At 65.1% G+C, this 14,157-nt stretch carries 15 protein-coding genes and 1 pseudogene; 8 read left to right on the top strand and 8 right to left on the bottom strand.

What is annotated here, in order from left to right:
• Positions 1-4: 4 nt before the first annotated feature.
• Positions 5-1,036: a succinylglutamate desuccinylase/aspartoacylase family protein gene (locus LV476_RS00080; protein ID WP_250072094.1), complete on the top strand. Its 1,032-nt coding sequence runs from the start codon at positions 5-7 to the stop codon at positions 1,034-1,036.
• A gap of 5 nt (positions 1,037-1,041) precedes the next feature.
• The gene (locus LV476_RS00075; protein ID WP_250072092.1) at positions 1,042-1,500 is read left to right on the top strand and encodes an ATP-dependent zinc protease family protein; all 459 of its coding nucleotides are present in this window, start codon (positions 1,042-1,044) and stop codon (positions 1,498-1,500) included.
• A gap of 2 nt (positions 1,501-1,502) precedes the next feature.
• Here LV476_RS00075 and LV476_RS00070 read toward each other — a convergent pair whose 3' ends face one another.
• A complete protein-coding gene (locus LV476_RS00070; protein WP_250072090.1) occupies positions 1,503-1,943 on the bottom strand; it encodes a CBS domain-containing protein in 441 nt (146 codons plus the stop codon).
• On the bottom strand, positions 1,940-3,142 hold the full coding sequence (locus LV476_RS00065) for a cation:proton antiporter (protein WP_250072087.1): 1,203 nt from the start codon (positions 3,140-3,142) through the stop codon (positions 1,940-1,942). The genes LV476_RS00070 and LV476_RS00065 overlap by 4 nt, the downstream gene beginning before the upstream one ends.
• A gap of 119 nt (positions 3,143-3,261) precedes the next feature.
• Between LV476_RS00065 and LV476_RS00060 the strand changes: the two genes are divergently transcribed.
• A complete protein-coding gene (locus LV476_RS00060; protein WP_250072086.1) occupies positions 3,262-3,414 on the top strand; it encodes an entericidin A/B family lipoprotein in 153 nt (50 codons plus the stop codon).
• Positions 3,415-3,597: 183 nt separating this feature from the next.
• Positions 3,598-3,735, top strand: coding sequence for an entericidin A/B family lipoprotein (locus LV476_RS00055; protein ID WP_250072083.1), 138 nt, complete (start codon positions 3,598-3,600; stop codon positions 3,733-3,735).
• 3 nt (positions 3,736-3,738) lie between these two features.
• On the opposite strand, the gene LV476_RS00050 is transcribed toward LV476_RS00055, so the two are convergent.
• Positions 3,739-4,734 (bottom strand): alpha/beta fold hydrolase, encoded by a 996-nt coding sequence (locus LV476_RS00050; protein ID WP_250072081.1) that lies wholly within the window; start codon positions 4,732-4,734, stop codon positions 3,739-3,741.
• Between the two features lie 62 nt (positions 4,735-4,796).
• The gene (locus LV476_RS00045; RefSeq protein ID WP_250072079.1) at positions 4,797-5,354 is read right to left on the bottom strand and encodes an NMCC_0638 family (lipo)protein; all 558 of its coding nucleotides are present in this window, start codon (positions 5,352-5,354) and stop codon (positions 4,797-4,799) included.
• Positions 5,355-5,586: 232 nt separating this feature from the next.
• Here LV476_RS00045 and LV476_RS00040 point away from each other — a divergent pair, with 232 nt between their 5' ends.
• From LV476_RS00040 to LV476_RS00025, 4 genes are all read left to right on the top strand, one after another.
• Positions 5,587-6,135 carry a type 1 glutamine amidotransferase domain-containing protein gene (locus tag LV476_RS00040; protein WP_250072077.1) on the top strand — a complete coding sequence of 183 codons (549 nt, stop codon included), beginning with the start codon at positions 5,587-5,589 and terminating at the stop codon, positions 6,133-6,135.
• A gap of 104 nt (positions 6,136-6,239) precedes the next feature.
• Positions 6,240-7,928: a dihydroxy-acid dehydratase gene (ilvD, locus tag LV476_RS00035; RefSeq protein ID WP_250072075.1), complete on the top strand. Its 1,689-nt coding sequence runs from the start codon at positions 6,240-6,242 to the stop codon at positions 7,926-7,928.
• Between the two features lie 24 nt (positions 7,929-7,952).
• Positions 7,953-8,393 carry a YtoQ family protein gene (locus LV476_RS00030; RefSeq protein WP_250072073.1) on the top strand — a complete coding sequence of 147 codons (441 nt, stop codon included), beginning with the start codon at positions 7,953-7,955 and terminating at the stop codon, positions 8,391-8,393.
• Between the two features lie 300 nt (positions 8,394-8,693).
• Positions 8,694-9,443, top strand: a complete 750-nt coding sequence (locus LV476_RS00025; protein ID WP_250072072.1) for a class I SAM-dependent methyltransferase — start codon at positions 8,694-8,696, stop codon at positions 9,441-9,443.
• A gap of 174 nt (positions 9,444-9,617) precedes the next feature.
• On the opposite strand, the gene LV476_RS11255 is transcribed toward LV476_RS00025, so the two are convergent.
• The 4 genes and pseudogenes from LV476_RS11255 to LV476_RS00005 all read right to left on the bottom strand — a co-directional run.
• Positions 9,618-11,129 carry an LTA synthase family protein gene (locus tag LV476_RS11255; protein WP_250072069.1) on the bottom strand — a complete coding sequence of 504 codons (1,512 nt, stop codon included), beginning with the start codon at positions 11,127-11,129 and terminating at the stop codon, positions 9,618-9,620.
• Positions 11,130-11,172: 43 nt separating this feature from the next.
• Positions 11,173-11,964 (bottom strand): 3'(2'),5'-bisphosphate nucleotidase CysQ, encoded by a 792-nt coding sequence (gene cysQ / locus LV476_RS00015; protein WP_250072067.1) that lies wholly within the window; start codon positions 11,962-11,964, stop codon positions 11,173-11,175.
• Between the two features lie 14 nt (positions 11,965-11,978).
• Positions 11,979-13,889 (bottom strand): sulfate adenylyltransferase subunit CysN, encoded by a 1,911-nt coding sequence (gene cysN, locus LV476_RS00010; RefSeq protein WP_250072066.1) that lies wholly within the window; start codon positions 13,887-13,889, stop codon positions 11,979-11,981.
• A gap of 60 nt (positions 13,890-13,949) precedes the next feature.
• Positions 13,950-14,157, bottom strand: a pseudogene (locus tag LV476_RS00005) (sulfate adenylyltransferase subunit CysD); the annotation flags it as partial.

The raw sequence follows: 14,157 nt of genomic DNA, 5'->3' as shown, positions 1-14,157 counted from the left end.
ACCGATGCGCGCCGCGTTCGAGATCGCCGGTCGCAAGATCGCCCCCGGCAGCCGCGCCCTGGTCGATCTGCCGATGCCGCGACTGAGTTCGCACACCGAGCTGTCCATGCCCGTCCACGTGATCCATGGCCGTCGAGATGGCCCCACGCTGTTCGTCTGTGCGGCCATTCACGGCGACGAGCTAAATGGCGTCGAGATCATCCGCCGGGTGCTCAAGACTCGGGCACTGAGTCGCTTGCGCGGGACACTGATCGCCGTGCCGGTGGTCAACGCCTACGGCCTGATCCACGAAAGTCGCTACCTGCCGGACCGGCGCGACCTCAATCGCTCGTTCCCCGGCTCCGAGGAAGGTTCGCTGGCCGCCCGTCTGGCCAATCTGTTCCTCGACGAGATCGTGAGGCGCTGCACGCATGGCATCGATCTGCACACCGGTGCGATGCACCGCACCAACCTGCCGCAGATCCGCGGCAACCTCGATGACCCGGAAACCCTGAAGCTCGCCAAGGCCTTCGGCGTGCCGGTCCTGCTGAATGCCTCGCTGCGCGACGGCTCGCTGCGGGCGGCAGCCGGCGAGCTCGGCATTCCCATGCTGCTCTACGAGGCCGGCGAAGCGCTGCGCTTCGACGAGGTCTCCATCCGCGCCGGCACACAGGGGGTGCTGAGCGTCATGCGCAACCTCGGCATGCTGTCGCCCTCACGCCGCAAGACCGCTCGGCCGGAACCGTTCATTTCGCGCCGCAGCCTGTGGGTACGTGCCCCGGAAAGCGGCATGCTCGGCACCGTGGTGCGTCTCGGCGCCCAGGTGAAGCGCGGCGAGACATTGGGCTACGTCGACGATGCCTATAGCGGGCGACGCGAATCGATCGTCTCCACCAGCAACGGGGTGGTGATCGGCCGGCTCGAGCGGCCATTGGTCCACGAGGGCGACGCGGTGTACCACATCGCCCGCTTCAAGGGCGACGTCAGCGAGATCGCCGGTTCGGTTGAGGACTTTCAGGCCAATCACGCCGAGGAAGAGGACGTTTCCGAGGACTGAGTGCGATGACGAACCACGACGACACCGCCGAACGGCTGGCTCTACTGGGCTGGCGGGAATGGGTCGCCCTGCCCGACCTCGGTATCGACCGGATCAAGGTGAAGGTCGACACCGGCGCACGTACCTCGGCGCTACACGCCTTTGCCGTCGAGCCGTTCCGCCGCGACGGGCGGGACATGGTGCGCATCGGCGTACACCCCATCCAGCAGGACAACGACACCGTGGTCCGCTGCGAGGCCGAGCTGCTCGACCGCCGCCTGGTCTCGGACTCCGGGGGTCACCGTGAGAATCGCTACGTGATCGCCACGCGCGTGGTAATCGGCGAGCTCGTGGAGCCGGTCGAACTGACCCTGACCGACCGCGACACGATGCGCTTTCGCATGCTGCTCGGCCGCAAGGCGATGGAAGGTCGCTTCCTGGTCGACCCGGCGGCTTCCTACCTCGGCGGCGATCCCCGCGCCTGAAATCAGCCGATGCTCTGATCCGACGGCTCGATGGCCGCGCGGACCAGATCGACCAGCCGGATCACGCCCACCAGCCGACCGTCAGCATCGAGCACCGGAATGTCCTCGACGCGCCGCTCCATGTGGGGATGGAGCACCTGGTGAACGTTCTCGTCCAGACGAGCGGCGATGAAGCGCCGGTCCATGAACTCGTGGACCGGTCCACGCGCCACGCGCTCGAGCATCTGCCGCCGGCTGTGCGTCGGCCGGTGGGCCGAGAGCAGCACGCCGGCCAGCCGACGGAATCCCAGGTGACCGACGACTCGCCCCTCGGCATCGGTCACGTAGATGTCCCGGCACTCCGGCTCGGCCAGCAACGCCTCGGCCGCCTCCTCGAGCGAGGCATCACGCTCGACCGTCACCCCGTTCACCGGATGCTGCTCCAGCCAATCGGCAATCTTCATTTCGCCTCTCCTCCGGCCCGTTCCAGGCCGAGCTCACCGGCGCGACGCAGGCCGTAGCGCACCGAGATCGCGCCGACTGCCTCGGTCAGCAGCGTCGTGGTGGTAATCAGGTTGACGATGACCTCGCCGGCCCGCGAGAACCCCGGGTAGTGCAACAAGAGCAACGCGAGGCCAATCGCCACACCCCCCTGCGGGAAGAGGCCGAAACCGACATTGGACCAGACTGGCTTCGGAGCCCCCGCGAGCCGCGCGCCGGTACCGCCGCCGACGAACAACCCGGCAGCACGGGCGGCGAAGTACACCAGCATCAGGGGCCAGTAGTCGATCACGGCGGCCGGATTGAAATGCAGCCCGGCAAAGGTGAAGAAGAGCACGAAGACGGTCTCCTCGAGATCCTCGACCGGCTCGAACAGTCGCTCAGCATGCGGGCCGCAGAACCAGCGCACCGAAAAACCGAACACCATGGCCGCCAGCAGCGCCGAGAAGCCGGCCCACCCGGCCAGCCCGACGATGAGGAAAATCCCGCCCAGCAGCATCGGCAGCAGCATGCTCTGCTCGTGAAAGCGCCGCGACAGACGCTCGACCACAAAGCCGCCCACGCCACCGACCAGCAACGCCGCACCGACCTCCCAGACGACGGTGCCCAGCGCACCGCCAAGCGACCCGCTGCCGACGGTGGCCATCACCAGGGCGAAGATGAGGATGCCGAGGGCGTCGTCGATCGCCACCATGCCAAGCAGCATGGTCGTCAGCTGTCCCCGAGCACGGTATTGGTGCACCACGGCCACGATGGCCGCAGGCGCCGTGGCCGGTGCCACGGCGGCAAGTACCAGCGCGAACGACCACAGTGGCAGATCGGCCACCGTCATGCCGAGCAGCAGCACGGCACCGAACACTGCCAGGAAGGCGCCCGAGACCTCGCCCAGCGTGGCGCCGACGATGCTCCAGCCGAGACGCCGCAACTGCCCAGGGGAGATGGCCCCGCCAATGACATAGGCGATGACGCCGAGGGCGACCGAGACCAGCGGCTGGGTCCATTCGGTGCTGTCCATGCCCAGATACCCACCGAGAAGATCGGGCGCGAAAAGCATGCCCAGCAGGATGTAGCCGACCACGCGCGGCACTCCCAGCAGATGACTCCCCAGGGATCCAACCGCCAGGCCGGCCAACAGCAGCATCCCGATCAGCAATATCTCCACGCAGTCTCCTTGCCTTGCCTCGCTCCTAGCCGACCACCACTACATCGCCTCAGGAACATTTCTGTTTACCGTCTATCCTAGTCCCTGCCACTTACTGAAAAAGCAAGAGGAGAAACGAGATGATGACTTCGTTCCTCAAGCGCATGAGTCTACTGGCAGCATTGATCGCGCCGATGGCCATCCTGTCGGGCTGCAATACCGTTGAAGGCCTCGGCGAGGACACTCAGGATCTCGGCGAGTCCATCGACAACGAGGCCGAAGAGCACGATTGACGTTGCTCCGCCCTCCGGCGGAACGAGGCCACGCCCAACGCGGCGTGGCTTTTTTTGGTATGTGGCTGGCGAACAGACCGGTGCCCGGCCCTCGGGACAGGTGCCGGGTCCCGGTTTTTTGAATAATATTGACGCGTTCCCGAAGACACATCGACGCGTGACCACGAACAAGGAGACATCATCATGATCAGCCGACTCATCACCGCAACCTTCCTCGCCGGGCTGTTGGCCCTGACCGCCGGCTGCAACACCATGGAAGGTCTTGGCGAGGACATCCGGAGCCTCGGCAATTCCGTCGAAGACGCGGCCAAGGACGACTGATCCTCAGGGGCCGTCCGACCCCTCCCCGGGCGCCGGCCGGGCCACCACCCGTGCCAACGCCTCGCCGAACTGCTGCGGCACTTCTTCCCAGGGAAAGTGCACGCACCCCGTCAGCACCTCGATCCGCGCCAGCGACAGGTTCGCCTGCAGCGCCTCGAGGTTTTCCGGCATCAGCAGATCCTGCCGGCAGCCGATGAAGTCGATCGGCACGTCCCAGCGCCGAATGGTCGCGTAGCCAACCGGGTTATCTCGATAGGCACTCCAGCCCCGCACGTTGAGATCGGGATCGAAGTCCCGCTCGCTGAACTGCCGCGCGTAACGCTGCCCCTGCCGGTAGTCGAGAAAATAGGACGGCAATGCCGCACCGATTTGCCGCCGGGCATGCACCCCCATGTCGCCTGCCGTGCCAATGCGGTTGTCCCAATCCGATTCGCTCGGCCAGTCATCGTCGCCGATTGCCGCCGCGCGCCGGTTGTCGATTTCCACCACGAGGTCGCTCAGGCCACGGCGTTCGGGATCGACCGGATTGAGCATGACGATCCGCTCGACCGCAGCGGGGCGTGATTGCGTGTAGACGAGCGCCATCAACGCCCCCCAGGAATGGCCGACCAGCAGAACGCGCTCGTCGTCGGCCACCTCGGCATGAACCTGTTCGATCTGCCGCTCCCAGGCAGCCAACGGCGCCTTGAGCGTGTCCCGCTCGTTCTCACCCACTCCGAGCATATCCATCAACACCACGCGATAGCCGATAGCAGCCAACCGCCGCTGTACCGGCTCGAGATTCCAGCTGGAAAAGCCCGGCCCTCCGCCGAGAAGAATCGCCACCGGCGCGTCCGGCTCACCCATCACGTGATAACGCACGGTTTCCCCTTCGAACGAGACCGTCCGCGCCGGCGTCGAGTAGTCGGCCTGTGCCGTGGCCACAACGCCCCCGACAACCAGCACCGAGGCAGCGATCATCAGGCGGGGATAACGGGCGGTCGGGAAAGGTCGGGGCATGCGGTTCGCGGCTCGTGAAGAATGCCTGCCCCGAGGCTAGTCGAAAGTTGCCCAGCCGAACGTCATCGCGTTATGAGCGCCGCCGAACCGAGCGCCTGGATCGAGGCGTCATCCTTGGGAGCGGTGGTCAACGTGAACAGCATGCTCCGTGGCGCGTCAGGTACATACCACTCGTAGGCCAGGGTATGCGTCTCGCCGTTCGGGCGGGACATCTCCCGCTCGTCCCTGACCTGCCTCGAAAGCAGCGGTGCCGGCGCTTCGGCCACCAGATCGACGAATGACTTCTCCACCAAGTGGGTATCCACTCGTCGCGCGAACACCGCGCACAAATTGTCACCCTCCGGGAGGGCGAGCACGAATCGCCCCTGATCGGTCGGAACCGGCCATGCGTCACCGTCCTTCCCGTTGAGAAAGTACGTGGCTTTCTCGGGCGGCAGACGAGGAGCCGAGCTCAACCCCTGCCGCATGCGGCCAAGATCGTTCAGATGTTGCATGCACAGGGTCAAGTACAGGCGCTTGAAGGAATCCGCCGGCGTTTCTTCCGCACCGGCAACAGCGAACGGTGCCGTGGCAAGCAGGACGGAGGCGGCAAGAGCGAGGATGGGGTAAGGCATGTTCATTCCGTGAACTCCAGGGGGTCTCCGTGACGGCATCTCCAATCCGTGGAGAGCCAAAACCGAACCCATGATATACGGAAATCCACATCACCCTTCGCACCACGTTCCGGGGAAACGCCACGAACCTAATCACGTCTGCAGCCCCGTCAATGTGACCGATTCCTGACGCTCAGCGTCATGTCTTCTACGCTCTAGGCCTCGCGGTTACTTTCACCACGAAACGAGGAGGTACACCATGGCCGAACATCTCAATGGCAAGCGAGTTGCCCTGCTGGTCGCCGATGGTTTCGAGCAGGTCGAGCTGACCGAACCCAAGCGCGCGCTCGAGGAGGCCGGCGCCACCGCCGAGATCGTCTCCCCCGCCGATCGCCGGGTGAAGGGTTGGCAGCACACCGACTGGGGCGATGTCTTCGACGTCGACACGCCGCTCGACTCGGCCAGCGAATCGAATTACGACGCGCTGGTGCTTCCCGGCGGCGTGATGAATCCCGACGCACTGCGCCAGAACGACAAGGCGGTGGCCTTCGTGCGGGAATTCTTCGACCACCACAAGCCGGTGGCGGCGATCTGTCACGGCGGCTGGACGCTGGCGGAGGCGGACGTGCTGCAGGGCCGCCGGATGACCTCCTACCCGAGCATCCAGACCGACCTGAAGAACGCTGGTGCCATGTGGGTCGACGAAGAAGTCGTGGTCGACAACGGCCTGGTCAGCAGCCGCAACCCCGACGACCTGCCGGCATTCAATGCCAAGCTGGTCGAGGAAGTCGCCGAAGGCCGGCACTGATCCCGTTTGCCAATCCGTCGACGAGCCCGGCAGACTGCCGGGCTTTTTCGTACCCTCATTAGCATCCCGAAACACGAACCTGATCGAGACAAGGAGAGACGTGCATGAGCGACCAGCCGACCGATCCGCGCCGCCGTCATTCCGCCCCGGTAGTCGACGGCATCAACAAGTCCGCCAGCCGCGCGATGCTGCGCGCAGTGGGTTTTGAGGACGAGGACTTCCAAAAGCCGCAGGTCGGCGTCGCCTCGACCTGGAGCCAGGTCACGCCCTGCAACGCCCATATCGACAAGCTTGCAGAGGCGGCCCGCGTTGGCGCCGATGCCGCCGGCGGCAAGGGCGTGATCTTCAACACCATCACCATCTCGGATGGCATCGCCAACGGCACCGAGGGCATGAAGTACTCGCTGGTCTCGCGCGAGGTGATCGCCGACTCGATCGAGACGGTCGCCGGCTGCGAGGGCTTCGACGGGCTGGTCGCCATCGGCGGCTGCGACAAGAACATGCCCGGCTGCCTGATCGGCATGGCACGCCTCAATCGCCCCTCGGTGTTCGTCTACGGCGGCACCATCCTGCCCGGCAAGTGCCACACCGATATCGTCTCGGTGTTCGAGGCCGTCGGCGCCTACACCAAGGGCGAGATCGACCTGCCGCGACTGGAGGACATCGAGAAGACCGCCATCCCCGGCCCGGGCTCCTGCGGCGGGATGTACACCGCCAATACCATGGCCTCGGCGATCGAGGCACTCGGCATGAGCCTGCCGGGCAGCTCGGCGCAGAATGCCGTCTCCGAGGAAAAGCGCGCCGACAGCAAGGCGGCCGGCGCGGCGGTGCTGAAACTCCTGGACCAGGACATCCGGCCGCGCGACATCATGACGCGCAAGGCCTTCGAGAACGCCATCACGGTGACGATCGCCCTGGGTGGCTCCACCAACGCGGTGCTGCACCTGCTGGCGATGGCCAATGTCGTCGACGTGCCGCTCACGCTGGATGACTTCACCGAAATCGGCCGGCGCGTTCCGGTGCTTGCCGACCTGCGCCCCTCCGGGCACTACATGATGAGCGAGCTGGTCGAGATCGGCGGCATCCAGCCGCTGATGAAGAACCTGCTCGACGTGGGCCTGCTGCATGGCGACTGCCTGACCGTCACCGGCCGGACGCTGGCGGATAACCTCAGTGAGGTGACGCCCTACCCCGACGACCAGCAGATCATCGCCCCGCTCGATACGCCGAAAAAAGCGGACAGCCACCTGCGCATCCTCAAGGGCAACCTCGCCCCGGAAGGTGCGGTGGCCAAGATCACCGGCAAGGAAGGCACGCGCTTTTCCGGCACCGCACGCGTGTTCGGCTCCGAGGAGGAGGCCCAGGAGCGCATCCTCGATGGCACCGTCACCGCCGGCGACGTGGTGGTGATCCGCTACGAGGGCCCGCGCGGCGGGCCGGGCATGCGCGAGATGCTCTCGCCCACCTCGGCGATCATGGGCCGGGGCCTGGGCAAGGAGGTCGCGCTGATCACCGACGGGCGTTTCTCCGGCGGCAGCCACGGCTTCGTCGTCGGCCACATCACCCCCGAGGCCTTCGACGGCGGGCCGATCGCGCTGGTCGAGGACGGCGACAGCATCACCATCGATGCCGAGGCCGACACCATCGAGCTTGCCGTCGACAACGACGAACTCGAGCGCCGCCGCGCCAAATGGCAACGCCCCGCGCCCAACTACCCGCGTGGTGTGCTGGCAAAATACGCGAAGACCGTGAGCTCGGCTTCCACCGGCGCGGTCACCGACCTGCCCGAATAACGCGCATCAACGAGGAGCATTGCGATGAGCCTGACCGTCTATCTTTCCGGCGAGATCCACACCGACTGGCGCGAGCAGATCGAACAGGGCGCAAAGGACGCCTGTCTCGATATCAACTTCACCCGCCCGGTCACCGACCATGCGGCGAGTGACGCCGCCGGCGACCTGCTCGGCGAGGAGGACAAGCAATTCTGGCGCGACCACAAGTCCGCCAAGGTCAATGCGATCCGCATCAAGACCCTGCTCGAACAGGCCGACGTTGCGGTGGTCCGATTCGGCGACAAGTACAAGCAGTGGAACGCCGCCTTCGATGCCGGCTACTGCGCCGCGATGGGCACGCCCTACATCACCCTGCACGACGAGGGACTGATCCATCCGCTCAAGGAAGTCGACGCCGCCGCCATGGCCTGGGCGACTACGCCGGAGCAGGTCGTCGGCATTCTCAAGCACGTCATGCGGGATTGACGCGAACCCTGCCGTGAGCTGGCAAAAGAAAACCCCGCACGAGGCGGGGCAACTAGGAGCGAGTGAGAAATCACCAAGCGAGAGCGGCGCCGTTGGGACAACGAGAGGAAGCCGGCATCCACTCATGGCCGGCACCCGATCGGAGAACCGCCGCGCGACCGGCCACGCGATCACCCTAACCTCGGAATGTGACGCCGTTGTGTACCACTCATCCCGTTTCGCGTTACCCGGAGTCAGGGAATGCCAGCCAGACTCCCGCGCGCAATCACTCTGTAACCGACAACCACTGGCTTTGTCTTGATGGATTGCCCGCTTTCGAATCATTTTGAGTCGGGCGGAAACGCCTATGCTCGTCACCGCCCCGACTACCCGTCGGAGCTGGTGGATACGCTCTCGGCTGCATGTCGAGGCAACGTCCTGGCCGTCGATGTCGGCAGCGGGACCGGCCAACTCACGGCGACACTCACCAACCACTTCGAACGGGTAATTGGGATCGACCCAAGCATCAACCAGTTAAGAAACGCCGTGCAACACCCCCGCATCGAGTACCGTCAGGGACCGGCCGAAGCCTTACCTGTCGCGGACGACTCGGCAGACCTGGTCGTTACCGCACAGGCAGCACACTGGTTCGACCTGGATCGTTTCTACTCGGAAACACGTCGTATCCTCCGTCCGGGTGGTGCGGTCGCACTGGTGAGCTACGGGGTCCCCTACATTGAATCCGGCGCCAACAGCGCATTTCAACGCTTTTACTGGCAGGAGCTGCCTGCCTTCTGGCCCAAAGAACGGCACCATGTGGAGACCGGCTACGCGGACCTTCCCTTCCCGTTCGAGGAATTCGACACGCCGAAACTGTACATCCGCAAGGCATGGAATCTCTCCGACTTCCTTGGCTATCTCGATACCTGGTCCGCCAAAAAGCGTGCAGTGGCGCTAGGGCATGAAAATCTGTTCAAGTCTTTCGCCGAGACACTTCAGCGCGATTGGGGCGAACCTGACGTTGCGCATGGGATCGTCTGGCCCCTCACCGTGCGCGCAGGGCGCGTCTGACCTGAGAGGAACCGCGACATAAGCGGGACAACGGCTAATCCCGCCCCATGCAGGCCGTAAACCGGTCTGGCACCCATGCTCCGAACAGAAAAAGGCGCGCCCGATACGCCCCGGACGCGCCTTATTGCGTTCATACCCCTGCGTCGCCGGCCTGCACGAGGCTAGCCCGCTCCCTCACCGTTCATCGGTCTGCCACCCGATGGCATCGATCAAGGTCGCGCCAAGCTGATGCAGTGGCCGCCGGACCGCTGCCGCAGCGAGCGCCGGCTCGGTCCGCCATACGAGATAATCGGTCGACCGCCCCGGGTAACCGTGGCGCGAGTAGACCTGCGGAAGGATCGGAGGATGGTCCCCGAACCAGCACAGGGCACCGGGGCGATCGCCATCCTTCAGGGCAGCAGCGAGACGCCCCAGCATCCGATCCGCATTCACCAGGTGTCGTAGGTAGATGGTCGCATCGGGGTCGTCGCTCGCCTGACCGTGCAGGAAGTAGTCATCCGCCTCACCGGGACGCGGTGTTTCCAGGTGAAGCGGACCATGGTTCTCCATGGTGATCGCGAAGACGAACAGCGGTCGATCCGAATCACCCAGCTGCTCGATTATCCAGTCGGCGAGCGCGTCATCGTCGACGTACGGCCCGTCACCCCTGGCGTCGGCAAAGGGCGTGATATCGACGAACTCGTCAAACCCAAGCAACGGCATGACCTGGTTCCGGCGATAGAAGCCCCCATGGTAGGGATGCACGCACACCGTCCGATAACCCGCCTCGCGGAACACGGATGCCAGCGTCACATCCAGAAAGCCGGGCTGCACGAATCGATAGGGACTGAACTGTCGGTGACCGAGCTGCGCTTCCGGCACGCCGGAAAGAAACGCGAACTCGCTGCGAACCGTGTTGGCACCGAATGCCGGCACATCAAGCTTGCCGGAAACGCCTTCCCGAGCGAGACGGTCGAAATGCGTCAGCACCTCCGGGCGCACCCCGGGAAACCGTTGCCGGGGATCGAAGAAGGACTCGCTCTGCACCGCGACGACGTCAGGAACCCGCTGGTCCGGCGCAGGAGACGGTCGCCCACGTCGCCATGGCATAGACGGTTCGGGCGACGGTTGCCGGGCCGCTGCCTGAAACGCCAGGTGCGCGATCAGGCCATGCCGGCGATGGTCGACCCCCGGGCGAAACGTAAGCGTGGTCGCTCCACGGCGGGCCGACAGCATCGCGACCGCCGCCCCCACGACCATCAGGCCGCCGGCCACCGCGATGGCCCCGACGCCCCGAGCCCATGACGGCTCCAGCCACCAGCCGGCAACGACCACGCCGATCGACACGACCGTGATCGCCAACCCCTTGGCCCCACCGAGAAACGGCAGGAACAAGCGGGGATGACGAAGGGCGTCGAGGAAGTAGTCGTAATCGTCGAAAAGGAACGGCTCTCGGAGCACCCGCTCCTTCGCGTTGTTGACCATCACCAGGGCGAACCACAGCGCCCAGCTGATGGCCAGCGCGAAGACGGGCCGGGCCAGCACGATCACCAATAGCGAGAACAGGACCGTCCAGACGCCGGCGTGGGTCACGACCGCCGCCGTTCGACGACGCCCCGGGGGAAGGGCATGCGGGCGCTGAAACGACTCGATCATCAGCGCCCCGATAAATCCGGCCGCCCACAGGGCGAGGATACCGAGGGCCACGATCACCGTATGCCGCCCGTCATGTCAATGTCGCCAACCCGGGCTATTCGCCCAAGGCCGGCCAGGAGGCGACGCGGCGCCCGAAGGCAAGAAAATAGGGGTTGAGCACCTCGGAGGTGTCGGCGTAGCCGAGCACCTTGCCCGACGGTTCGATGACACGCCCACCGGCCGCCTCCACCACGGCCTGGGCCGCACCGGTGTCCCAGAGGCTCGTCGGCCCCAGCCGGGGATAGACGTCCGCCTCCCCTTCCGCGACCAGACAGAGCTTCAGCGAACTGCCCATGGGCACCATTTCGTGCTCGCCCAGCTCGGCCAGCCAGTCGGCCATCTTCGGGCTGGCGTGAGAACGACTCCCCACGACGCGCCATGGCCCGTCCCGCTCGTCGGCCACCGTGATCGACTGCGTCCCGTCGCCATCGACACGCCAGGCGCCCTCGCCCGGCCAGCCGATGTACGTCCGCGCCAGGTCCGGGGCGTGAACCACGCCCAGCGCCGGCCGGCCGTTCTCGACCAGGGCGATATTCACGGTGAACTCGCCGTTCTTCTTGATGAACTCCTTGGTGCCGTCGAGCGGGTCGACCAGCCAGTAGCGGCCCGTGGCGTCCGCCCCCGGGAACCCTTCCACATCCTCTTCCGAGAGGATGGGAATGCCCCCGAGCAGCGGCGCGAGGCGCTCGCTGATCAGGTCGTGCGCCGTCTGGTCGGCTTCCGTGAGCGGGCTCTTGTCGGCCTTCTCCTCGACCGAAAAGTCCCGCCCGTAGATCGTCATGATGGCTCGCCCCGCCTCCTCGGCGATGGCGACCACCTCGTCCAGCAATGACTGGTTGATTGTCATGGTGCCTCCTCGCCTCAGGTGGTCGGGATCATGCCGCGCCCTTTCAGGAACGCGAGGATCCGGTCCGCGGCCTCGTCAGCCGACAGCTCGGCGGCCTTGAGATGGAGCTCCGGATTCTTCGGCTCTTCGTAGGCCGAATCGATGCCGGTGAAGTTCTTCAGTTCGCCACGGCGGGCCTTCTTGTACAGCCCCTTGACGTCGCGCTCCTCGGCCACCTCAAGCGGCGTGTCGACGAAGATCTCGATGAACTCGCCCTCCTCGAGCATGCCGCGCGCCATCTCGCGCTCGGAGCGGAACGGCGAGATGAACGAGGTCAGCACGATCAGGCCGGCATCGACCATCAGTTTCGCCACTTCGGCGACGCGACGGATGTTCTCGACCCGGTCGGCATCGGTGAAGCCCAGATCCCGGTTGAGACCGTGACGCACGTTGTCGCCGTCGAGCAGGTAGGTGTGCTGCCCCAGTGCGGCAAGCTTCTTCTCCAGCGCGTTGGCGATGGTCGACTTGCCGGCCCCGGAGAGACCGGTGAACCAGAGTACGCCCGGCTGCTGTGCCTTGAGCTCGCTTCGGCGCGTCTTGTCGACGTCGACGTGCTGACGGTGGATGTTCTGGCTACGACGCAGAGCGAAGTGGAGCATCCCGGCGCCGACGGTGTTGTTGCTCATCCGGTCGATCAGGATGAAGCCGCCGGTGTCCTGGTTTTCGGTGTACGCGTCGAAGGCGATCGGCCGGTTGATCGACAGCGTGCATACGCCGATGCCGTTGAGCCCCAGCTGCTTGGCCGCGGTGTGCTCCAGCGTGTTGACGTTCACCTCGTACTTGATGTCGGTGACCGTCGCGCTGACCGTCTGGGTGCCGATCTTCATCAGGTAGGGACGACCCGCGTAAAGGGGCTCGTCGTGCATCCAGACCAGCGAAGTCTCGAACTGGTCCGCCACCTGGGGCGGCTCGTCGGTCGTCGAGATCACGTCCCCACGCGAGATATCGATCTCGTCTTCGGTGGTCACGGTGATCGACTGACCGGCGACTGCCTGGTCGAGATCGCCGTCAAAGGTCACAACGCGCTCGACCCGGCTGGTCTGGCCCGAGGGCAGGACACGAATCTCGTCGCCCGGACGGACCACGCCGCTGGCGATGGTCCCCGAGAAGCCGCGGAAATCGAGGTTCGGGCGGTTGACCCACTGGACCGGCAGGCGGAACGGCTTGCCCTGCAGGCGGTCGTCATCGACCTCGACCGTCTCGAGGAAGCCCATCAGGGTGGTGCCGTGGTACCACGGCATGCGATCACCGTGCTCGATGATGTTGTCGCCCTTGAGTGCTGACAGCGGAATGAAGGTCACGTCCTCGAGACCAATCTCGTCGGCAAACTCACGGTAGTCGGCGACGATGCGATCGAAGACCTCCTGCGAATAGTCCACCAGGTCCATCTTGTTGATCGCGACCACCACATGACGGATGCCGATCAGCTTCATCAGGAAGCTGTGACGGCGCGTCTGGGTGAGCACGCCCTGACGGGCGTCGACCATCAGGATGGCGGCATCCGCGGTCGAGGCGCCGGTGACCATGTTGCGCGTGTACTGCTCGTGACCCGGGGTGTCGGCCACGATGAACTTGCGCTTGTCGGTGGAGAAAAACCGGTAAGCGACGTCGATCGTAATGCCCTGCTCCCGCTCGGCGGCCAGGCCGTCAACCAGAAGCGCGAAGTCCATGTCACCGCCCTGGGTGCCGAACTTCTTGGAGTCGGCTTCCATCGCAGCGAGCTGGTCCTCGAACAGCAGCTTCGATTCGAACAGCAGCCGCCCGATCAGCGTGCTCTTGCCGTCGTCCACGCTGCCGCAGGTGATGAATCGCAGCAGCCCCTTGTTCTCGTGTGATTTCAGGTATCCCTCGATATCCGAGGCGATCAAATCCGATGCGTGTGCCATATTGCAAAAACCTGTTTTGTATCTGTCCGCGACTAGCGTCTGTACGCCCGTGGTGGTGGCCTAGAAGTAGCCTTCCTGCTTTTTCTTCTCCATCGAGGCGGCCGAATCGTGATCGATCACGCGGCCCTGACGCTCCGAGGTGTTGGTCAGAAGCATCTCCTGGATGATGTCGGTGAGCTTGTCGGCCTCCGACTCGATCGCCCCGGTCAGCGGGTAGCAGCCGAGCGTGCGGAAACGGACCTTCTTCATCATCGGCACCTCGCCCTCA

Origin of the sequence: Guyparkeria hydrothermalis (genome assembly GCF_023555385.1) — a bacterium.
GTDB classification, from domain to species: Bacteria; Pseudomonadota; Gammaproteobacteria; order Halothiobacillales; family Halothiobacillaceae; genus Guyparkeria; species Guyparkeria hydrothermalis_A.
The sequence above is the reverse complement of the archived record's forward strand: the minus strand, read 5'-3'. Positions and strand labels throughout refer to the sequence as shown.